Annotated in this window: 18 protein-coding genes; 11 read left to right on the top strand and 7 right to left on the bottom strand. The window is 73.8% G+C overall.

What is annotated here, in order from left to right:
* Positions 1-49: 49 nt before the first annotated feature.
* The 3 genes from E1266_RS09620 to E1266_RS09610 all read right to left on the bottom strand — a co-directional run bounded on the left by E1266_RS09620 (position 50) and on the right by E1266_RS09610 (position 3,128).
* The gene (locus E1266_RS09620) at positions 50-400 is read right to left on the bottom strand and encodes a DUF4870 domain-containing protein (protein ID WP_165966000.1); all 351 of its coding nucleotides are present in this window, start codon (positions 398-400) and stop codon (positions 50-52) included.
* Positions 401-719: 319 nt separating this feature from the next.
* On the bottom strand, positions 720-2,126 hold the full coding sequence (locus E1266_RS09615) for a hypothetical protein (RefSeq protein WP_132045924.1): 1,407 nt from the start codon (positions 2,124-2,126) through the stop codon (positions 720-722).
* A gap of 87 nt (positions 2,127-2,213) precedes the next feature.
* Positions 2,214-3,128, bottom strand: a complete 915-nt coding sequence (locus tag E1266_RS09610) for a hypothetical protein (protein WP_132045922.1) — start codon at positions 3,126-3,128, stop codon at positions 2,214-2,216.
* Between the two features lie 184 nt (positions 3,129-3,312).
* Between E1266_RS09610 and E1266_RS09605 the strand changes: the two genes are divergently transcribed.
* Together E1266_RS09605 and hemW are read left to right on the top strand one after the other, a co-directional pair.
* Entirely contained in the window at positions 3,313-3,768 is a 456-nt protein-coding gene (locus tag E1266_RS09605; RefSeq protein WP_132045920.1) for a hypothetical protein, read from the top strand.
* A gap of 18 nt (positions 3,769-3,786) precedes the next feature.
* Positions 3,787-4,995: a radical SAM family heme chaperone HemW gene (hemW, locus tag E1266_RS09600; protein WP_132045918.1), complete on the top strand. Its 1,209-nt coding sequence runs from the start codon at positions 3,787-3,789 to the stop codon at positions 4,993-4,995.
* A gap of 116 nt (positions 4,996-5,111) precedes the next feature.
* Here the strand turns inward: hemW and E1266_RS09595 are convergent, their stop codons facing one another.
* The gene (locus E1266_RS09595; protein ID WP_243718327.1) at positions 5,112-5,957 is read right to left on the bottom strand and encodes a DUF3097 domain-containing protein; all 846 of its coding nucleotides are present in this window, start codon (positions 5,955-5,957) and stop codon (positions 5,112-5,114) included.
* 248 nt (positions 5,958-6,205) lie between these two features.
* Between E1266_RS09595 and hrcA the strand changes: the two genes are divergently transcribed.
* The 3 genes from hrcA (at position 6,206) to E1266_RS09580 (ending at position 9,198) form a co-directional block, all read left to right on the top strand.
* Positions 6,206-7,219 carry a heat-inducible transcriptional repressor HrcA gene (gene hrcA, locus E1266_RS09590; RefSeq protein WP_132045914.1) on the top strand — a complete coding sequence of 338 codons (1,014 nt, stop codon included), beginning with the start codon at positions 6,206-6,208 and terminating at the stop codon, positions 7,217-7,219.
* 1 nt (position 7,220) lies between these two features.
* Complete coding sequence (gene dnaJ, locus E1266_RS09585) at positions 7,221-8,354, top strand: molecular chaperone DnaJ (RefSeq protein WP_132045913.1); 1,134 nt, start codon at positions 7,221-7,223, stop codon at positions 8,352-8,354.
* Between the two features lie 112 nt (positions 8,355-8,466).
* Positions 8,467-9,198, top strand: coding sequence for a 16S rRNA (uracil(1498)-N(3))-methyltransferase (locus E1266_RS09580; RefSeq protein ID WP_132045911.1), 732 nt, complete (start codon positions 8,467-8,469; stop codon positions 9,196-9,198).
* Positions 9,199-9,222: 24 nt separating this feature from the next.
* On the opposite strand, the gene E1266_RS09575 is transcribed toward E1266_RS09580, so the two are convergent.
* Together E1266_RS09575 and E1266_RS09570 are read right to left on the bottom strand one after the other, a co-directional pair.
* Complete coding sequence (locus E1266_RS09575; RefSeq protein WP_132045909.1) at positions 9,223-9,948, bottom strand: hypothetical protein; 726 nt, start codon at positions 9,946-9,948, stop codon at positions 9,223-9,225.
* Positions 9,945-10,487 (bottom strand): SigE family RNA polymerase sigma factor, encoded by a 543-nt coding sequence (locus tag E1266_RS09570; RefSeq protein ID WP_243718326.1) that lies wholly within the window; start codon positions 10,485-10,487, stop codon positions 9,945-9,947. The genes E1266_RS09575 and E1266_RS09570 overlap by 4 nt, the downstream gene beginning before the upstream one ends.
* A gap of 368 nt (positions 10,488-10,855) precedes the next feature.
* Here E1266_RS09570 and E1266_RS09565 point away from each other — a divergent pair, with 368 nt between their 5' ends.
* The 4 genes from E1266_RS09565 (at position 10,856) to E1266_RS09550 (ending at position 14,228) form a co-directional block, all read left to right on the top strand.
* Positions 10,856-11,200, top strand: coding sequence for a histidine triad nucleotide-binding protein (locus E1266_RS09565; RefSeq protein ID WP_132045907.1), 345 nt, complete (start codon positions 10,856-10,858; stop codon positions 11,198-11,200).
* A 243-nt stretch (positions 11,201-11,443) separates the two neighbouring features.
* Positions 11,444-12,421: a PhoH family protein gene (locus tag E1266_RS09560; RefSeq protein ID WP_347876708.1), complete on the top strand. Its 978-nt coding sequence runs from the start codon at positions 11,444-11,446 to the stop codon at positions 12,419-12,421.
* A complete protein-coding gene (ybeY, locus tag E1266_RS09555; protein ID WP_132045903.1) occupies positions 12,421-12,894 on the top strand; it encodes an rRNA maturation RNase YbeY in 474 nt (157 codons plus the stop codon). Before E1266_RS09560 ends, ybeY begins: the two co-directional genes overlap by 1 nt.
* Complete coding sequence (locus tag E1266_RS09550; protein WP_207945518.1) at positions 12,894-14,228, top strand: hemolysin family protein; 1,335 nt, start codon at positions 12,894-12,896, stop codon at positions 14,226-14,228. Before ybeY ends, E1266_RS09550 begins: the two co-directional genes overlap by 1 nt.
* A gap of 24 nt (positions 14,229-14,252) precedes the next feature.
* On the opposite strand, the gene E1266_RS09545 is transcribed toward E1266_RS09550, so the two are convergent.
* A complete protein-coding gene (locus E1266_RS09545) occupies positions 14,253-14,585 on the bottom strand; it encodes a cytidine deaminase (RefSeq protein ID WP_243718325.1) in 333 nt (110 codons plus the stop codon).
* A gap of 132 nt (positions 14,586-14,717) precedes the next feature.
* On the opposite strand from E1266_RS09545, the gene E1266_RS09540 reads away from it, so the two are divergent.
* Complete coding sequence (locus tag E1266_RS09540; RefSeq protein WP_132045901.1) at positions 14,718-16,850, top strand: MMPL family transporter; 2,133 nt, start codon at positions 14,718-14,720, stop codon at positions 16,848-16,850.
* Between the two features lie 63 nt (positions 16,851-16,913).
* Positions 16,914-20,267 carry an AfsR/SARP family transcriptional regulator gene (locus tag E1266_RS09535; RefSeq protein WP_132045899.1) on the top strand — a complete coding sequence of 1,118 codons (3,354 nt, stop codon included), beginning with the start codon at positions 16,914-16,916 and terminating at the stop codon, positions 20,265-20,267.
* Positions 20,268-20,340 lie beyond the last annotated feature (73 nt).

Here is a 20,340-nt window from a genome sequence, read left to right as displayed (position 1 = left end):
CCGGCCCGGCGGGCCCCTGCCGAGGCAGGGGCTCCTGTAACGAGCGGTACTACTTCTTCAGCAGCGGCCAGGCGACGGCCGGCGGTACGCGGCGGAACTCGCCGCGGTTGGCGGCGCGGGCCGCGAACACGAGGAAGAACATCACGGCGGCCGTGAAGAGCAGCGGCACCCAGATGAGCACCTCGACGGCCAGTGACAGCAGACCGGCCACGAACCACACCGCGATGGCCGCGATGCCCATGTTGAGGCCCTGCACGGCGTGCCGGCGCACGAACGGTGAGCGCGCCTTGCCGACGTAGACGATGGCCGGTGCGATCGCCCCGACGAGGAACTGGCCCACGTACGCCATGAGCGACCACGTCTTCTCGTCGTCCGAGACCGGGCCGTAGTTGCCGGGCATCTGGGCTGTGCTCCCGCCAGGCTGTGGCTGCTGCCAGGCCGGGCCGGGCTGCTGGTGGGGCTGCTGCGGCGCCTGGTGGGGCTGCTGCGGTTGCTGCCAGAGGTTTCCGGGCTGCTGCCACGGAGCCTGCTGGGGCTGACCCTGGCCGGGCGACGGGGGAGGCCCGTAGGCCATGGCGGACGTCCTCTCCTAAGTTCGCTCTGCACGTTCGCTGTGCGACCTATTGGTGAAGTGTATGACTCCTTGGACGCACCCGGAGTTCGGGGAAGTTCCCGCTTTCCCTTAGCCCGTGGCCGGTTCTCGCCACAGGCGGCCTGTGTCAGCCCAGCCCGGGACGCCAGAGGACGGCCGACGGGTTCGCCCGCGTGAGCGTCACCGAGCCCTGCCACGAGACGGCCGACGGCTGCGGCAGATACGAGTCGTTTAGGAAGAAGCCCCGGTTGATCGAGGTGACCGTGGCCGGTGCGCCATTGTCGCCCAGCCCGACCGGCCTGCGCAGCGCCTCGATCGACGCGATGTCGGACATCGCCGTCCCTTCCGGGAGTTCGACGGTGGTGGCGACGGCGCCGTCGCGCTCGACCGACCAGGTCGGCTGGTCGTGGTCGGACCGGTAGAGCGTCGACGGGTCGGCCTTGAGCCGGACGCCGAGCGCCACACCCGGCGCCGACCCCCACGCGGTCGGCGCACCGGTCGTCTTGGCGAACTCGACGAACAGGTACGTGCGCTGGTCGCCGACCTCCCGCGTCGCCGGGTCGGACGGCTGCTCGATCTTCCCCTCGCGCACCATCTCCTGGGCCGCGACCCGGTACGTCCACGGGTCACGGTCCATGACGGCCTCGCGGGCGCGTCCCTGCGGACGGGTCCTGGACGCGTCCAGCAGGAAGCGGAGCGGCGGGTCAGGGGAGATGACGTCGCACATGTTGTTGTTCTCGGTGCAGGTCTGCAGGAGCGGGTGGTCGCCCTCGAAGCGGCCCGTGAACTGGAACGTCAGGTGCAGCGGCGCCTGGTAGACGGCGGTGCCGTCCACGCGCCCGCCCGACGCGTCCACCTCGACCCGGTACACCCATTCGATGTCGGTCGTGCGGCCCCAGCGGGCCATCAGCGCGGGGGTGTCCGTGCCGCCGTCCTCGTTGCTCCACACCATGGAGTACTCGATGACCCGGTGCCCGGGGGTCGCGGCCGGCCGCGTCTCGTGCCAGGCGAGCAGCGGGGTGTCGGTGGTGGCGTTCTGGTACGGGTTCCCGAACGGCCACCCCGTCCGCCCGACGACGATGGGGGCGTGCCGCAGGGCCAGTGCGTCGTCCGGCATCCGCACGCGGGTGCGCCCGAGCCTGACGCGGTCGGCCGCGGGGGCGCTGCCCTTGGCGAACCGCAGCGTCACCTCATGGTCGCCCTTCCGGACGTGCCCGAGGCCGAGGCTCCGGTCCACCGGGTCGGACGACGGGACGACCAGGTCGGTCACGTGGCGCCCGTCCACCGCGACCGACACCACGGCGGACTCGGCTCCCGCGCTGCCCCACGACACCCCGGGGGCGGACGCGGCGAAGGAGATCACGGCCTCGCCGTCCCGGGCGGCGGTGAACGGCAGCGACCGGGCGGGACCGCCGCGGTCGACGACGATCGTGCCGGCCGCCGCTGCACCGGCGGGCGCGGCGAGGGCGAGCGGAGCGCCGGCGAGGGCGGCACCGGCCAAGGCGAGCACGGCATGACGCGCACGGCTTCTCATGATCGCCGAAGCTAGACCGGCGGGGTCGCGATCCGGTGACGGCCCGATCCCCGCTGAGTGTCGGGTTGGCAGGGGCTCGCTCGGGGGTTAGGGCGCCTCGGCGGCGTCGGGCGTCCGGACCGGGCCCCACAGCGGCGCCGCCGCGGCCGGCGGCCGGAGGGACACGCCGGTGAACCGCTCCGTGGCGGCCTCCGCGTCGTCGGGTTCGTAGAGGGTGAGACCCGACGCGGGCAGCCGCGCCGTCCGGCCCCGCCGGACGATCTCGTGCCCGAGCTCCCGCAGCAGGGCGACGACGTCCCCGGCGGGCTCGTCGAGCAGGTCGACGCTCTCGAAGCGCGGCCGCAGCTCGGGATTGCCGCTCCAGCCGGGCGGCCGCAACGCGCAGATCTCCGCGAGCCGCTCCACGCCGTCCTCGTCCCGGACGGTGGACAGCGCGAGCCTCCCGCGCCCCACCCGGACGCTGCGGTGACCGGCCCAACCGCACAGCAGCGACGCCTCCGGCGGAGGGGTGCCGCAGCGCTCGGCGAGCGCGGCGAGGGTGCTCCAGGCGTCCGCGGCCCGCGTGGAGAACAGCAGGCTCGCGTCGGGCAGCAGCGCGCCGCGCCCGGGCTGCAGCGCGATCACGAACGGCGCGACCTGGCCGGGAAAGCGCGCCGGGTCGGCCTCCCGCAGCGTGACCAGGCCCTCCCACACGACGGGCTCGTCCACCGCGAACCAGGTGATGTCCGCCTCGACGCCGAGGTCGCGGAACGTGGCGTCGGTCAGCCGCTCCGCGACGACCTCGCGCAGCGTCTCCGCCGTCTCCGCGAGCCTGCGCCGCCACCAAGCCGGTTCCGGCCCGGACACCGCACCCGTCCGCCAGCGCGTGCCCGCCACGGGGAAGGACCGGCGCCGCTCGGCGCCCGCGGCGTCCACGATCACGTAGTGCCACCCGCCGGGCTCACCGCGGAGCACCACCCGCGCGGGCGCCCGTCCCCGCTCCGCCGCACCCTCATCCCGCATTCAGATGACCTTATCCACTGAGCTGTCCACTTGCTGTGTTTGTTTGCTTTGCCCGTGGCGCCGGCCCGATCGATGATCAATGCGAACGACACGGGGGCCGTGCGCTCGGCGCGGGTCCGTATATCGATACGGTCGGACGGGTACCGTTCCGATCGGCCGACATTGACGACCTCCCGGAGGTAGCGTGACCCACCCCGAGCAGGTTCTGCGTTCTCCGAAGGAGCGGGAGACGGTGAACGGCGCCGTCCGCGCGCTGCGATCCGCGGCCCCGTCCGGCTGGGAGAGGCTCGACTTCGAGTTCCGCGCCACGGTCGGCATCGACAGCGCCTCCCTGGAGGTCGAGGGCCCGGACGGAGAGCGCCGCCAGGCCATGCCTCCGGGCCAGGCCGTGGGCAAGATGGACGAGCTCCGCCGCGTCATGTACCGCCGCGACAAGGGCGCCTGGTTCACCGCCCGCCTGCAGATCGAGCGCTCGGGGCACTTCAGCGCGGAGTTCGACTACGACGGCGAACCCGACTTCACCCCGCCCCTGACGCCCTCCGCCTACGCGCTGGACCTGGACCGCTTCCCCCGCACCGAGGAGAACATCCCGGACTGGCTCCGCGACAAGCTCAACGCACCGGACAGAGCAGGCGGTTGAGCCGGGCAGACTTGAGGGGTGCCCTCAACTCTTCCCGATGGTGATCCCGTACCGGCGGACGGTGCGCTGCCCGGCCGTTCTCGGAAGGGGCTCGGGACGCGCCCGTTCGCGTTCTACGTGCACGTGCCGTTCTGCGTGACGCGGTGCGGCTACTGCGACTTCAACACCTATACGGCGACGGAGCTGGGTCCGGGTGCCGAACGCGATTCCTACGCCGACACGGCCATTGCAGAGGTGCGGATGGCTCGGCGAGTGCTGGGCGATGCCGACCTGCCCGTCGAGACCGTCTTCGTGGGCGGCGGTACACCGACGCTGCTGCCCGCCGACCACCTGGGCCGCGTACTCGACGCGATCAGGAACGAGTTCGGGCTGGCGGAGAACGCCGAGGTGACCACGGAGGCCAACCCGGAGTCCGTGGACGAGGCGTACGTGGCCAGGTTGCGCGAGGTCGGCTTCACACGCATCTCATACGGCATGCAGAGCGCGCGCGAGCACGTCCTCGCCGTCCTGGAGCGCAGCCACACGCCGGGACGCATCCCGCAGGTGGTCGACTGGACGCGCAAGGCCGGGTTCGAGCACATCAACCTCGACCTCATCTACGGGGCGCCAGGGGAGACCGACGACGACTGGAGGGCGTCCCTGGAGGCCGCCCTGGCGACGAAACCCGATCACGTGTCGGCGTACGCGCTCATCGTCGAGGACGGCACACGGCTCGCCGCGCAGGTCAGGCGAGGGGAACTGACCGCCCCCGACGACGACGCCATGGCCGACCGCTACCTGATCGCGGACGCGCTGCTGGCCGAGCACGGCCTGCGCTGGTACGAGATCTCGAACTGGGCCACCGGCGCGGACGCCGCCTGCCGCCACAACATGCTGTATTGGACGGGCGCCGACTGGTGGGGCGTCGGACCGGGCGCGCACAGCCACGTCGGCGGAACCCGCTGGTGGAACGTCAAGCACCCCGCCGCCTACGCCGCCCGTCTCGCGGAGGGCACGACCCCCGCCCACGCCCGGGAGGTCCTGGACGACGAGGACCAGCGCATCGAGCGCATCATGCTGGAACTACGCCTGGCCCAGGGCTGCCCCACCGACCTCCTGGACGACAAGGCGGTCCGCCAGGCCATCGACGACGGCCTGATCCAGCCGGCCCCCTACGAACAGGGCCGCGCAGTACTGACGAGACGCGGCCGCCTCCTGGCCGACGCCGTAACCCACACCCTGACCTGATCCGAGGCAACGATCACCCGGTTGCTTTTCCAGCGGCACGCCCACCCAAATGATCGCCCACGGGTCGTGCGGCCGGAGCGAGTGCGGCGAGCGCAGGCCGCACGACCCGCGGCTCGTCACGGGGGTTCCAGAGGGTCGCCCCCCTGGGCAGACACTGTGACGAAGTCGATTAGTTCTTCCACCCGGCCTAGTAGGGCTGGTTCCAGGTCTGTGTAGGTGTTCACCTTGCTCAGGATGTGTTTCCAGGCGGCGCCGGTGTCGTCGCCCCACCCCAGTTCGGCGACGATGCCCTCTTTCCATGGGATGCCGCGGGGAATGCGGGGCCAGGCAGGGATGCCGACGGCCGCGGGCTTGACGGCTTCCCAGATGTCGATGAACGGGTGGCCGGTGATCAGCACGTGGGGTGAGGAGACCTGGGCGGCGATCCGGGACTCCTTGGAGCCGTCCACGAGGTGGTCGACGAGGACGCCGAGGCGGCGGTCCTCGTCCGGGCCGAACTCCTCGACGATGGCGGGCAGGTCGTCGACGCCTTCGAGGTACTCGACGACGACGCCTTCGACGCGGAGGTCGTGGCCCCAGATCTTCTCGACCAGCTCGGCGTCGTGGACGCCCTCCACGTAGATGCGGCTCTCCTTGGCGACCCGGGCGCGCAGGCCCTGGACGGCGATGGAGCCGGACGCGGACCGGGCCGGCCCGCGGGGCGCGGCGCTCGGCCGGACGAGGGTCACCGGCTTGCCGTCGATCAGGAAGCCGGCCTTCGCGAGCGGGAACACGCGCCGCTTGCCGAAGCGGTCCTCCAGGGTGACGCCGAACTTGTCGCAGGCGACGACCGCGCCGCAGAAGCCGCTGCCGGGGTCCTCCGCGACCAGGCCGGGCTCGGCCGGGACCTCGGGGATCTGCCCCTTGCGCGGCCTGCGCCAGTCGCCGGCCAGCACGTCGTTTCCGTAGTCCTTACTCCGCACGGGTCCGCACATTAACCCGGCGAAGCGCCCGTGCGGCGTCGTTCCTCGTCCTTCGGCGTGGCGGCCGCGTCCGGTACGGGTAGGATCGCGCGACCGTGCGGGGTGGGCACGGGCACTCCGGACCGGCCTTCCGGGTCGTACACTTGGCACTCGGGAGTATTGAGTGCCAGCAGCGCGGGTGCGGAGGCCCCGGGGCCGCCGCGTTGAGCGATCGGGGGCCCATGGCAGGGGATGAAGGAGGTGACACGGTGCTGGACGACCGGAAACTGGCGGTCCTGCGCGCCATCGTCGAGGACTACGTCTCCACCAACGAGCCCGTGGGCTCCAAGGCCCTGGTGGACCGGCACAACCTCGGCGTTTCCTCGGCCACGATCCGCAACGACATGGCGGTGCTCGAGGAGCAGGGGTACATCGCCCAGCCGCACACCAGTGCGGGGCGCGTCCCCACCGACAAGGGGTACCGGCTGTTCGTCGACCGGCTGTCCACGATCAAGCCGCTGTCGGTCGCCGAGCGCCGCGCGATCGAGACGTTCCTGACGGGCGCCTACGACCTCGACGACGTCGTCGGCCGGACGGTGCGGCTGCTCGCCCAGCTCACCCGGCAGGTCGCCGTGGTGCAGTACCCGTCGCTGACCCGCTCGTCGGTGCGGCACGTGGAACTGGTGCCGGTCGCGGAGGGCCGGCTGCTGCTCGTCCTGATCACCAACACGGGACGGGTGGAGCAGCGGGTCATCGAGACGAGCGGCAACGTCTCGGAGGAATCGATCGGGCACCTGCGGGCGTTGCTCAACACGTGTCTTGACGGGCTCGGACTCGGCGATGTGCCGACGGCGGTGGCCGACCTCCCCGAGAAGGTCGGTCCCGCGGACCGGCCGCTCGCTGCGGCGGTGCTGTCGGTGCTGCTGGAGACGCTCGTCGAGAAGCACGAGGAGAAGATCGTTTTCGCCGGCGCCGCCAACCTGGCCGCCGTCGACTTCTCGCAGAGCCTGAGGGAGGTTCTCGTGGCGCTCGAGGAGCAGGTCGTGCTGATGCGGTTGCTCGGCGAGACCGGCGATTCCTCTACAGTTACGGTGCGGATCGGCACCGAGAACCCCGACGAGGGGCTCCGATCGACCTCGGTCGTCGCCGCCGACTACGGCGTGGGCGACCTGACACTGGCCCGGCTTGGTGTGCTCGGGCCTACACGCATGGATTACCCCAGCACGATGGGAGCGGTACGGGCAGTGGCACGCTACGTGGGACAGATCCTGGCGGGGTCGTAAGGTGGCCAACGACTACTACGCGACCCTGGGCGTCCGCCGGGACGCCAGCCCCGACGAGGTCAAGAAGGCGTACCGCCGGCTCGCGCGGGAACTCCACCCGGACGTCAACCCGGACCCGGAGACCCAGGACAAGTTCAAAGAGATCACCCAGGCCTACGAGGTGCTCTCCGACCCGAAGAAGCGCGAGATGTACGACCTCGGCGCGGACCCGTTCGCGTCCGGGGGCGGGGCGGGCGCCGGCGGCTTCGGCGGCGCCGGGTTCCCGTTCAGCGACATCATGGACGCGTTCTTCGGCACGGCGACGTCCCGCGGCCCCCGGTCCCGGGCGCGGCGCGGCCGCAACGCGACGCTGCGGGTGGAGCTCGACCTGAGCGAGACGGCGTTCGGGACGACCCGCGAGCTGTCCATCGACACCGCGGTCGCCTGCACCAACTGCGAGGGGTCGGGCTGCGCGCCCGGCACCCACCCCGACACGTGCGACACGTGCCACGGGCGCGGCGAGGTGCAGCAGGTCCAGCGCTCGTTCCTCGGCCAGGTCATGACGGCCCGGCCGTGCCCCGCGTGCGGCGGGTTCGGCTCGGTGATCCGCAACCCGTGCACCGAGTGCTCGGGCGACGGCCGGGTCCGCACCCGGCGCACCGTCAAGGTCAAGATCCCGGCCGGGGTGGAGAACGGCATCCACATCCAGCTCGCCGGCGAGGGCGAGGTCGGCCCCGGCGGCGGACCGCCCGGCGACCTGTTCCTGGAGATCGTGGAGCGGCCGCACCCGATCTTCGAGCGGGAGGGCGACGACCTGCACTGCACGGTCGAGATCCCGATGACGGCGGCGGCGCTCGGCACCAGCGTCACCATCGAGACCCTGGACGCCGCCGAGAGCGTCGACATCAAGCCCGGCACGCAGTCGGGGCAGGTCATCACGCTCTACAACCGGGGCGTGCGGCACCTGAACGAGTCCGGCCGCGGCGACCTGATGATCCACGTGAACGTGGAGACGCCGAACCGGCTGGACGAGGAGCAGGAGGAGCTGCTGCGGCGGCTGGCCGCGCTGCGCGGCGAGGAGCGCCCGCCCGGCAAGTTCGCGCCGGGCCAGCGCGGCATGTTCTCCCGCCTCAAGGACGTCTTCAACCAGCACTGAAGGACAGCGGCGGCGGCCTATCGGGAGGGCCGCCGCGGCGAACCGGAGCAGGGCGGTACGGGACACCCATGAGCGAAGCCACCTCCCCCGGAGCGAGGGCGGGAGCGGGCGGATGAGCCCGCCGGTCTTCATCGCCGGGACGGACGCGCTGCGGCGCGGCACCGTCGTCCTCGACGGCGCCGAGGGGCGGCACGCCGCGACCGTGCGGCGGCTGAAGCCGGGGGAGCGCGTCGACCTGACCGACGGCGAGGGCCTGCTGGCCGAGTGCGTCGTCACCGGGACCGGCCGGACGTCCCTCACCCTGGACGTCCTGGCCCGGCACCGGCACCCGCAGCCGTCGCCCCGCATCGTGGTCGTCCAGGCGCTGCCGAAGGGCGACCGGGGCGAGCTGGCGGTCGAGACGATGACCGAGGTCGGCGTGGACGAGATCGTCCCGTGGGCGGCGGCGCGCTGCGTCACCCAGTGGCGGCCGGAACGCCGCGAGAAGGCCCTCGGCCGCTGGCGCGGCACCGCCCGCGAGGCCGGCAAGCAGGCCAGGCGGAGCCGCCTGCCCCTGGTCGCGGACCTCGCGTCCACCGCCGGCGCCGCTGAGCGGATCGCGGCCGCGTCCCTGGCGCTCGTCCTGCATGAGGAGGCCGACACGCCGCTCAGCGCCGTGGCGCCGCCCGCGGACGGCGAGATCGTCCTGGTGGTGGGCCCGGAGGGCGGCATCACCGCCGAGGAACTGGAGCGGTTCGCCGCGGCGGGCGGGCGCCCGGTGCGCCTCGGCCCCACCGTGCTGCGGACGTCGACGGCCGGAGTGGCGGCCGCCGCCGTCATGCTGGCAGCGGCCGGCCGCTGGTAGGAGCGCCTCCGGGGCGCGCCCTGCTCAGGGGGTGCCGGCCGCTCCGGCGGACCCGGCGCCCTGCCCGGCGCCCTGCGAGGTCTCGCTGGGCGGCGGCGAACTCGGCGCCTGGGTGGGCTGCTCCGGCTCGGGCGTCGTGGACGTCGGCGGGGTCGGCGTCGTGCTCGGCTGCTGCGACGGGCTGTCGCTGGGGCACGGCGCGGCCGCCGGAGCGTCCTCCTGCTTCGTGCCGGGCGACGCGGCGACCGTGGGCGTGCCGGGCGGCGGCTGGATGCTGCAGGACGACAGCCCCGGCGAGGAGCTGGAGCTCGGCGTCTCCGGGCTGCTCGGGGCGCCGGACGCGGAGCCGCCGGGCGTCACCGGGTCGGGGAACTGCGGTTCGCCGCCCGTCGCGGTGTGGCTGCCGGCGGCGTGGTCGTGCCCGTCGTCCGACGGGCCCTTGCTGCCCACGGACTGCTGGATGAGATCGATGGTCTGCGGCGCGGTGACGCCGAGCCCGGCGATCGCCACCGCGGCGGCGACGGCGAGCACGGGACGCGCCCAGCCGACGGTGAGCCGGTCGAACCCGAAGCCGCCGAGCCCGAACGTGCCGGGCCCGAAGCGCCCCAGCCCGAACCGGCGGCCGGATCCGTCGGCTATGCGGGCCCGGATGCGCTCCAGGCCGTCGCCCGCGGGGTTGACCGTGTCCGCCTCCGCGTGCAGGGCACGGCGGAGGATCTCGCCGTGCTCGTCGTGGGGGTCGGTGGTCATGAGAATTGCTCCAGGACGTTTCTCAGCGCGGTCATGCCGCGTGCCGTATGACTCTTCACGGCGCCGCGGGAGATGCCCATCGCGCCGGCGATCTCCGCTTCGGACAGGTCGGCGTAGTAGCGGAGGACGAGTGCCTCCCGCTGGCGGGCGGGCAGCCGGGACAGCGCGTCGATGACCGCCGACCGCTCCAGCTCCCCGATGGCCCCGGCCTCCGCGCTCGGCGCGTCCGGCAGGCCCTTCGGGGCGTACTTCTCGACGACGGCGCGGTGCCGGAGCACCGACCGCGACCGGTTCACCACCGACTGGCGCAGGTACGACAGGGCCTTGTCGGGGTCCCGGAGGCGCCGCCAGCCGCCGTGCATCGCCACGAACGCGTCCTGGACGACCTCTTCGGCCGTCCCCGCGTCCCGGACGAGCATGGCGGCGAGCCGCACCAGCGAACGGTAGTTGGCGCTGTAGAGCGCGGTCACCGCCTGATCGGCGTCCCAGGCGACGGCCACCGCCCCCGCCGTGCCCCTGGCCACGAGGGTCTCGGTCACGTCAGTTGGACGCGCGCCCTCGTCGGTGGGTTTACGAAAGGGCATGTCCTGGTTTGCCTCGGTCACCTGTCCGCCGCCTTTGCCGTTCACCGGCCGCTCATTCCTACGGTCGCTTCGGAACGGCGTGGATCAGGCGCGCCCCGCCGGATCCAGGCGTGCCGCAATGCCTTGCGAACCGGGGGGTACGCCCTGAGCTGACCACCATAACGAGTGGGCGGTGAGAATGCCGACCAGTACGCGAGGTCGATCGCCGAATCCCCGCCGCGGCGGTCCGCTGCGGGGCCGCCGGGGAGCCGCCGGGGAGCGGACCCGCGACGGGTCTCGATAGGATTCCGGGGCGGTCGCGTGCCGCCGGCGAGGGGAGAGGGATGACCGACTGCCTGTTCTGCAAGATCGTTTCCGGGGACGTGCCCGCGAAGGTCGTCCGGGAGTCGGCGGGCACGGTGGCGTTCCGCGACATCAACCCGCAGGCGCCCACGCACGTGCTGGTGATCCCGCGGGCGCACCACGCGACCGTCGGCGACCTCGCGGCCGCCGACGCCGAGCTGCTCGCCGAGATGGTGCGCGAGGCCCACCGGGTCGCGGTGGACGAGGGCATCGCCGACACCGGCTACCGGCTCGTGTTCAACACCGGCGCGCAGGCCGGCCAGACCGTGTTCCACGTGCACGGCCACGTCCTCGGCGGCCGCGGCATGAACTGGCCGCCCGGCTGACCTACAGCCCGGCCGTGCCGGGTGCCGGGCACCGCGGGAAAAACCATCCGCGTCGTGTCGGGGGCGGCCAGTACGATGGAACCGACACACCTGGACACCCGGAGCGGACAGAAGGCAGGTCTGAGAGGCCGCAAGGCCCGGCTGATGGTCGAATCAACTCACCCCAGGTCAGCACGCGAGGGGCGTGACGACCGCACAGGCTCGCAGTCCCAGATCAGGATCGTGGTGCCGGACGACCATTCGATGGTGAGCCTGCTGGGCTCCCGGGATGAGCTCCTCCACGTGATCGAGCAGGCGTTCGGCGAGGGCATCGACATCCACGTCCGCGGCAACGAGATCACCGTGACGGGCGCCGAGACGGAGACCGACCTCGTCTCGAAGCTCTTCACCGAGATGCTCGCCCTGCTGAAGGGCGGCACCCAGCTCACCCCCGACGCCGTCGAGCGCAGCCTGGCGATGCTGCGCGGCGAGGGCGACGCGCGTCCCGCCGAGGTCCTGACGCTGGACGTGCTGTCCAGCAGGGGCCGCACGATCCGCCCGAAGACGCTGAACCAGCGCCGCTACGTCGACGCGATCGACAAGCACACGATCGTGTTCGGGATCGGCCCGGCCGGTACCGGCAAGACGTACCTGGCGATGGCGAAGGCCGTCCGCGCGCTGCAGGACAAGCAGGTCAACCGGATCATCCTGACGCGGCCCGCCGTCGAGGCGGGGGAGCGGCTCGGGTTCCTGCCCGGGACGCTCTACGAGAAGATCGACCCGTACCTGCGGCCGCTCTACGACGCGCTGCACGACATGGTCGACCCCGACTCGATCCCGCGCCTGATGGCCGCCGGCACCATCGAGGTCGCCCCGCTGGCGTACATGCGCGGCCGGACGTTGAACGACTCGTTCATCATCCTGGACGAGGCGCAGAACACCTCGCCCGAGCAGATGAAGATGTTCCTGACCCGGCTCGGGTTCGGCTCGAAGGTCGTGGTGACCGGCGACGTCACCCAGGTCGACCTGCCGAACGGGCAGCAGAGCGGGCTGCGCGTCGTCCAGGACATCCTGGACGGCGTCGAGGACATCCACTTCTGCCGCCTCGACAGCCGCGACGTGGTGCGGCACAAGCTCGTCACCGACATCGTCGACGCCTACAACCGGCACGCCGAGAAGCAGGTGCCGGAGTTCAAGCGGGACGCCGCGGGCCGCGGCGGGTCCCGCAAGCGGGGGCGGTAGTGAGCATCGAGGTGCTGAACGAGTCGGGCGCCGAGGTCGATGAGAAGGCCATCGCCGACCTGTCCCGGCACGTTCTGGACGGCATGCGCGTCCACCCGCTGGCGGAGCTGTCGATCCTGCTGGTCGACGAGGCCGCGATGACCGAGCTGCACGAGAAGTGGATGGACGAGCCCGGCCCCACGGACGTCCTGTCGTTCCCCATGGACGAGCTGCGCCCCGGCCACATGACCGGCGGCGACGAGGACGAGGAGGCCGACCCCGGGCTGCTCGGCGACGTCGTCCTGTGCCCGGCGGTCGCCGAGAAGCAGGCGCGCAAGGCGGGCCACAGCACGGGGGACGAGCTCGAGCTGCTGTGCGCGCACGGCATCCTCCACCTGCTCGGCTACGACCACGCCGAGCCTGAGGAGCACCGGGAGATGTTCGGCCTGCAGGCCGGGCTGCTGACCTCCTGGCGGGAGAAACGCGGCGGCTGATGAGCACCTCGCAGGCGTGGCTGTCCGCTTTGGCGGTGGGCCTGGTCTTCATGGCCGGCCTGCTCGCGAGCACGGAGGCGGCGCTGGCCCGCGTGTCGCGCGTCACCGTGGAGGAGATCGTCCGGGAGGGGCGGCGCGGCGCGAAGCGGCTGGCCGAGGTCGTCGCCGACCCCGCCCGCTACGTCAACATGGTGCTGCTGCTGCGCATCGCGTGCGAGCTGGTCGCCACCGTGATCGTCGCTGACCTGTGCATCTCCTGGCTGGACGAGACCTGGCGCGCGTACGTGACCGCGGCCGCGGCGATGATCCTGGTCAGCTACGTCGTGATCGGCGTCGCGCCCCGGACGCTCGGCATCCAGCACGCGGACCGGATCGCGCTGGCCGGCGCCGCGGTGATCCACCCGGTGACCCGGGTGTTCGGGCCGCTGCCCCGGCTGCTGATCGCGCTCGGCAACGCCCTCACCCCGGGCAAGGGGTTCCGGGAGGGCCCGTTCGCGTCCGAGGCGGAGCTGCGCGACCTCGTCGACCTGGCCGAGCAGCGCAGCCTGATCGAGCCGGTCGAGCGGGAGATGATCCACTCGGTGTTCGAGCTGGGCGACACCCTCGTCCGCGAGGTGATGGTGCCGCGCACCGACATCGTGTTCGTGGAGCGGGGCAAGACGCTGCGGCAGGCGATGTCGCTGGCGCTGCGCAGCGGCTTCTCCCGCATCCCCGTCGTCGGCGAGAACGAGGACGACGTCGTCGGCATCGCCTACCTCAAGGACGTCGTCCGCCGCAGCCAGGAGCACCGCGAGGGCGAGTCGGTGGAGACGGTCGACTCGGTGATGCGGCCCGCGACCTACGTCCCCGACAGCAAGCCGATCGACGAGCTGCTGCGGGAGATGCAGGCGCGGCAGATCCACCTCGCTGTCGTCATCGACGAGTACGGCGGCACCGCCGGCCTGGTCACCATCGAGGACATCCTGGAGGAGATCGTCGGGGAGATCACCGACGAGTACGACCGGGAGACCCCGCCGGTGACCTGGCTCCCGGACGGCGCCGCGCGGGTCACCGCCCGCCTCCCCGTCGAGGACCTCGCCGAGCTGTTCGACGTGGAGATGGACACCGAGGAGGTCGAGACCGTCGGCGGGCTGCTCGCCCACGCGCTCGGCCGCGTCCCCATCGAGGGCTCCACGGCCGAGGTCGGCGCCCGCGACGACGGCGGCCCGGTCCTGTCCCTCAAGGCGGAGACGATCGCCGGGCGCCGCAACCGCGTCGGCACCGTGCTGGTGCGGCGCCTGGACGGCGGGACGGCGGCCGAGGCGGACGCCGGAAGCGCCGACCAGGCCCGCTGAGCGGAGCCGGCGGCCCCGGGCCGGTCAGAGCGTCGTCTTGAGGCTTCCGTCCGGCCCTGCCACGAGGACGGGGGCCTTGGCGCCCAGGTCGCGGACGGTGGTGAGGTCGGACGGGGCGGGGGCGTCGGCGGCCGTGACGACGGCGGCGGCCTCCAGGTCCCCGGCGCCGGAGGAGACGGCCATCGCGACCGCGACCTGGAGGGCCGAGAGCTTCAGGGAGGGCAGGTCCACGCTCGTCCCGGCGTAGGTGCGGCCCGTCTCGTCGCGGACGGCGGCGCCCTCCGGGGCGCCGCTGCGGGCCCGCGCCGCCCTGGCCAGGGTGATGATCTTCGCGTCCTCGGGGTTCAGCTCGCTCACGTCCCCCAGCGTACGGGTATCGCAAGCGGCACTTGCGGCCGTCCCGGCCACTCGCAAGTCACCGCCAAGCGGGCGGCAAGGGCCGCGAGTGATCCTCGGTGCGTACGGCAACGCTCATCTGGGGGAGAGAAGATGTCCCGTCTGCTTTACCGGCTCGGGAAGGCCGCCGCGCTGCGGCCCTGGCGGTTCATCACCGCCTGGCTGGCGATCGTCGCGGTGCTGGCGGGCCTAGCGGGCGTCGCGGGAGGCGCCCTGCACGACAACTACACGCTTGAGGGCACGGGGTCGCAGCAGGCAACCGACCTGCTGGAGGAGCGCTTCCCCGCGCTGTCGGGGGCGGACGCCAGGGTCGTGGTGCACGCGCGCTCCGGGACGGTCGACCAGGCGGCGCTGGCGGCGGCGACCGGGGAACTCCGCGAGATGCCGCACGTCAGCGTCGTGGACCCGCCGGTGCCGAGCCCGGACGGGTCGACCGCGCTGATGACCGTCCGGTACTCGGTGCCGGTCACGGATCTGGAGCCGGGGGAGACCCTCGACCTGCTGCGGACCGCCACGGACGGCCTCACGGACGCCGGTCACCAGGTCGAGTTCGGCGGCCAGGTGCCGGAGAACGTGACGGCGCCGAGCGGCGTCGCCGAGGCGATCGGTGTCGGGGCCGCGCTGGTGATCCTGCTGCTGGCGTTCGGCTCGGTCGTGGCGGCGGGACTGCCGCTGGTGGTGGCGCTGGCCGGCCTGGGCGCCGGGGTGTCGGGGATCACGCTGCTGGCCGCGGTCACCGACGTGGCGACGACGGCGCCGACGCTGGCGACCATGGTCGGGCTGGGCGTCGGCATCGACTACGCGCTGCTCGTCCTGACCCGGCACCGCGAGGGCATGGCGGAGGGGCTCACCGTCCCCGAGTCGGTGGCGCGGGCCAACGCGACCGCCGGCCAGTCGGTGATCTTCGCGGGGTGCACGGTGCTGCTGGCGCTGTGCGGGCTGGTGCTGTCGGGGATCCCGGTGTTCATGACGATGGGGTTCACGACCGGGCTGGTCGTCACGACGACGATGCTGAGCGCGGTCACGCTGCTCCCGGCCGTGCTGGGGCTGGCGGGGCGCCGGGTGCTGCGCCGCCGGGACCGGGCCGCCGGCGCGAAGATCGTCGTGGAGTCGCCGCGGATCCGGCGGTGGGCGGAGCACGTGGGGCGGCGCCCCTGGCCGTGGCTGCTGGCCGCGTCGGTGCTGATGCTGGCGCTGGCCGCGCCCGCGCTCGGGATGCGCACCTGGCCCAGCGACGCCAGCAGCGAGCCGGCGTCCAACACCGTCCGGCAGGCGTACGACCTGACCGCCGACGCCTACGGCCCCGGCGCCAACGGGCCGCTGGCCGTTGCCGTCGACCTCACGAAGGTGGAGCGGGAGGCCCTGCCCGGCCTGGGCGAGCGGCTGGCGGCCACGGACGGCGTCACGGACGTCGCGCAGCCCCGGCTGTCCGGCGGCGGCGACGCCGCGGTGATCATGGTGACGCCCGAGTACGGGCCGCAGGACGAGCGGGTGACCGGCCTCGTCGACCGGATCCGCGCCGACGTGCTGCCGCCCGGCTCGGAGATCACCGGGCTGACCGCCGCGTACGTGGACCTGTCCCGGACGCTGTCGGACCGGCTCTGGCCCGTGATCGGCGCCGTCGTCGCAACCTCGTTCCTCATGCTGATGATCGTCTTCAGGTCGGTGCTGGCCCCGCTGAAGGCCGCGGCGATGAACCTGCTGTCGATCGGCGCCGCGTACGGGGTGCTCACGGCCGTGTTCCAGTGGGGCTGGGGCGCCGAGCTGCTCGGCCTCCCGCACAGCGTCCCGGTGTCGAGCTTCATCCTCCTGCTGCTGTTCGCGGTGCTGTTCGGCGTCTCGATGGACTACGAGGTCTTCCTGCTGTCGCGGGTCAGGGAGGCGTGGCTGCGGAGCGGCGACGCGCGGGGCTCGGTGTCCACCGGCCTGGCCGCGACGGGCCGGGTGATCTCTAGCGCCGCGATGATCATGGTGGCGGTGTTCCTCGGGTTCGCCGCCGACCCCGGGCTGGTCGTCAAGCAGATGGGCGTCGGCCTCGCGGTCGCCGTGGCGCTCGACGCGACGGTCGTCCGGCTGGTGCTGGTGCCCGCGACCATGTCGCTGCTCGGGCGGGCGAACTGGTGGCTGCCGCGGCCGCTCGCCCGGATCCTGCCGGACATCGACGTGCACGGCGGATCCGCGCCCCCGGCGGTGCCCGAACGGGAGCCCGAACCCAGCCGCGCGTGACGGCGTGACGGCGGGGGGAGTGGCCGCGATGGGCGGGCATGTCCCGGTTAGGCTGAACGGGACATGCCGCCTGTCGTACGCGTTCTCGGGGCCTTCGCCGCCGAGGTTGCGGGAGAGCCCGCCGACCTCGGCGGGCCCCGGCAGCGTTCCGTCCTCGCGCGGCTCGTGACCGCGCGGGGCCGGATGGTGACCGCCGACCGGCTCGTCGAGGACCTGTGGGCGGGGACGGCGCCGTCCCGCGCCGCCGCCGGGCTCCAGTCGTTCGTCTCCCACCTGCGCCGGGCCCTGGAACCGGACCGGCCGCCACGCACGCCGGCGACGGTCCTGGTCACCGAGCCGCCGGGGTACGCGCTCCGGCTGCCGGACGCGAGCGTCGACGCCTGGCGGTTCGACACCCTGATCAACGAGGCCGCCGAACTGCTGGACGCGGACCCGGCGGCGGCCCGCCGCCGTGCCGAGGCGGCGCTCGCCGAGTGGCGCGGCCCCGCGTACGCCGAGTTCGCCGACCTGCCGTGGGCCGCCGCCGAGGCCGCCCGCCTGGACGAGCGCCGCCGCCTCGCCGTGGAGCGCCGCGCCGAGGCGATGCTGCGGCTCGCGTCCGCGGCGGAGGCCGTCCCCGACCTGGAGGCCCACGCCGCCGCCGACCCGCTGCGGGAGGAGGCGTGGCGGCTGCTGGCCCTGGCCCTCTACCGCGCGGGACGGCAGGGGGACGCGCTCGCCGCGCTCCGCCGCGCCCGTACGACCCTCACCGAGGAACTCGGCGTCGATCCCGGCCCGGCACTGCGCCGCCTTGAGACCGGCATCCTGACCCAGTCGCTCGACCCGGGACCGCCCGCCCGGGGCAGGGCGGTGCTTAGCGAAGCGCGGCCCGTCCTGCGGCCGGTGCCCGGCCCCGAGCGGGAGGCGCCCGCCTTCGTCGGACGCGTCGCGGAGCTGGCCCGGCTGGACGACGCGGCCCGGGACGCCGCCGCCGGGCGGGGCGGTACCGTCCTCGTCGCCGGGGACGCGGGCATGGGCAAGACCGCGCTCGCCGAGCGGTTCGCCCGGGACCTGGCCGGGCGCGGCTGGACCTGCGCGTGGGGCCGGGCGCAGGAGACCGGGGGCGCCCCCGCCGCCTGGCCCTGGGCCGAGCTGCTGCGCGAGCTCGCCACCGCCGTGCCGCCCGGCGCCGGCCTGGCCGCGCGCCTGGGGCCGCTGCTGGGCGACGCCTTCACCGCGGGCGGGGACGCCGACGTCAGCACGGGCAGGTTCCGGCTGCACCTGGCTGTCGGCGACTACCTCGCCGGGGTCGCGGAGACGGCGCCGCTCCTGCTCGTCCTCGACGACCTGCACTGGGCGGACGAGGAGACCCTCGCGCTGCTCGTCCGGCTCGCCGGGCGGCTGCGGGACCGCCCCGTCCTGCTGCTGACGACCTTCCGGCAGACCGAGGTCGGGGGCGGGCTGGCGACCGCGCTCGCCCACCTCGCCCGGCACGAGCCGCTGCGGATCGAACTCGGCGGCCTGTCGGCGGACGAGGTCGCCGCCCTCGTCCGGGGCGCCGGCGCCACCGAGCTCGGCGACGCGGAGCTGTCCGCCATCGCCGAGCGGACCGGCGGCAACCCGTTCTTCACCCGGGAGACGGCCCGCCTCATCGACGCCGAGGGCCTGCCCGCCGCGACCCGCCGGGTGCCCGCCGGAGTCGGCGACGTGCTGCGCCGCCGCATCGCCCGGCTCCCGGGGCCCGTGCAGACCGTCCTGCGCGACGCGGCGGTCGTCGGCCGGGACGCCGGCCTGGACGTGCTGACCGACCTGGCCGGCGACGAGGAGACCGTGATCGACGCCGTCGAGGCCGGGCTGCACAGCGGCCTGGTCACCGAGCCGGCCCCCGGCCGGATGCGGTTCGCGCACGCGCTGGTCCGCGACACCCTCTACGACGGGATCTCCCGGGCCCGCCGCACCCGGCTGCACGGCCGCGTCGCCGCGGCGCTCGAACGGCACGCCCCCGGCGAGGTCGCCGCGATCGCCCACCACTACCTCGAAGCGGGCACGGACCCCGACCGGGCCGTCCGGTACGCGCGCCGCGCCGCGCGGGCCGCCGAGGCCCGCTTCGCGCACGGCACCGCCGCCGACCTGTGGGTCCGCGCCGTCGAGACCCTCCGCGGGCAGGGCCCCGGGGCGGCCCGCGACCGGCTGGCGGCGGAGGTCGCCGCGATCAGGGCGACCGCGCTCGCCGGGAACGTCGTCGACGCCCGGGACCGGCGGCTGGCCGCCATCGCCGACGCCCGCGCCTCCGGCGACGTCCGGCTGCTCGCCCGGATCATCGCGAGCTTCGACGTCCCCACGCTGTGGACGAGCCGCGAGTACGGAACCCTCGACCACGCCGTCGTGGAGGCCGCCGAGGAGGCGCTCGCCCGGCTCCCCGGCGAGGAGCGCGAACTGCGCGTCCGGCTGCTGACCACGCTGGCGATCGAGCTGGAGGGCGAGCCGCACGACCGGGGGGTCACCGCGTCCGTCGAGGCGGTCCGCACCGCCCGCGCCCTCGGCGTCCCGGAGCTGCTCGCCGTCGCGCTGAACGGCGCCTACGTCAACAGCTACCGGACCGCGGACGGGCTGGCCCGGCGGTACCGGCTCGCCTCCGAGCTGCTCGACCTCGCGACCCGGCACGACCTCGGCACCTACCTCGTCCTCGCGCACCTGCAGCTCCAGCAGGCGGCGATCTCCGCCCTCGACCCGCCCACCGCGCAGCGGCACCTGGAGGAGGGGCGGCGGCTCGCCGACCAGTACGGGCTGCCGCTGCTCGCCGAGATCGGCGGCTGGTACGCCGGGCTGACGCACGCCTTCACCGCCACGTTCGAGGAGGCGGAACGCACGTACGAGCGGCTGTCCGACGCCATCGGCCGGACGAGGATCTGGGCGAGCGAGCAGGCCGTGGGGGTCCTCGGCGTCTTCTGCCTGCGGCTCGTCCAGGGCAGGGCCGCGGAGATGCTGGACGGCTCCGCCTGGCTCCACCGCCAGTGGGCCCACGTCGGGGCCACCGCCGACCTGCACGCGCTCGCGCTGATCGCCGCCGGCCGCACCGCGGAGGCCGAGCGGATCGTCGCCGGGGCCGGCCCCGTCCGCCTCGACTACTTCTTCGACCTCACCATGCCGATGCGGTCGCTGCGCGCGATCGCGCTCGGCGACCGCGGCCTCGCCGAGGAGTGCTACGCGGCGCTGCTGCCGTTCGCGGAGCAGTTCACCGGCGGCGCGACCGCCATCGGGACCCTCGGCCCCGTGTCGCAGATACTGGGCGATCTCGCGAAGTTCCTCGGCCGCCCGGCCGACACCGCCGCCGCCCACTACCGGAAGGCGGCCGAGGTGGCGGCCCGCCTGGGCGCCTCATTGTGGACGGAAAGGGCCGACACGGCGATGACCGCCCTGGGCACCCCCGCCGCCTAGAACGCCGGCCGGGCACGGCGCGGGCCGTTCCTGCCCGGAACATGGGCGACAATTGAGCGGTGACAATGATGGG

Source organism: Actinomadura sp. 7K534 (genome assembly GCF_004348575.1).
Taxonomy (GTDB): Bacteria; Actinomycetota; Actinomycetes; order Streptosporangiales; family Streptosporangiaceae; genus Spirillospora; species Spirillospora livida.
Note: the sequence above shows the minus strand (reverse complement) of the source record. Positions and strands in the feature narration are given on the sequence as shown.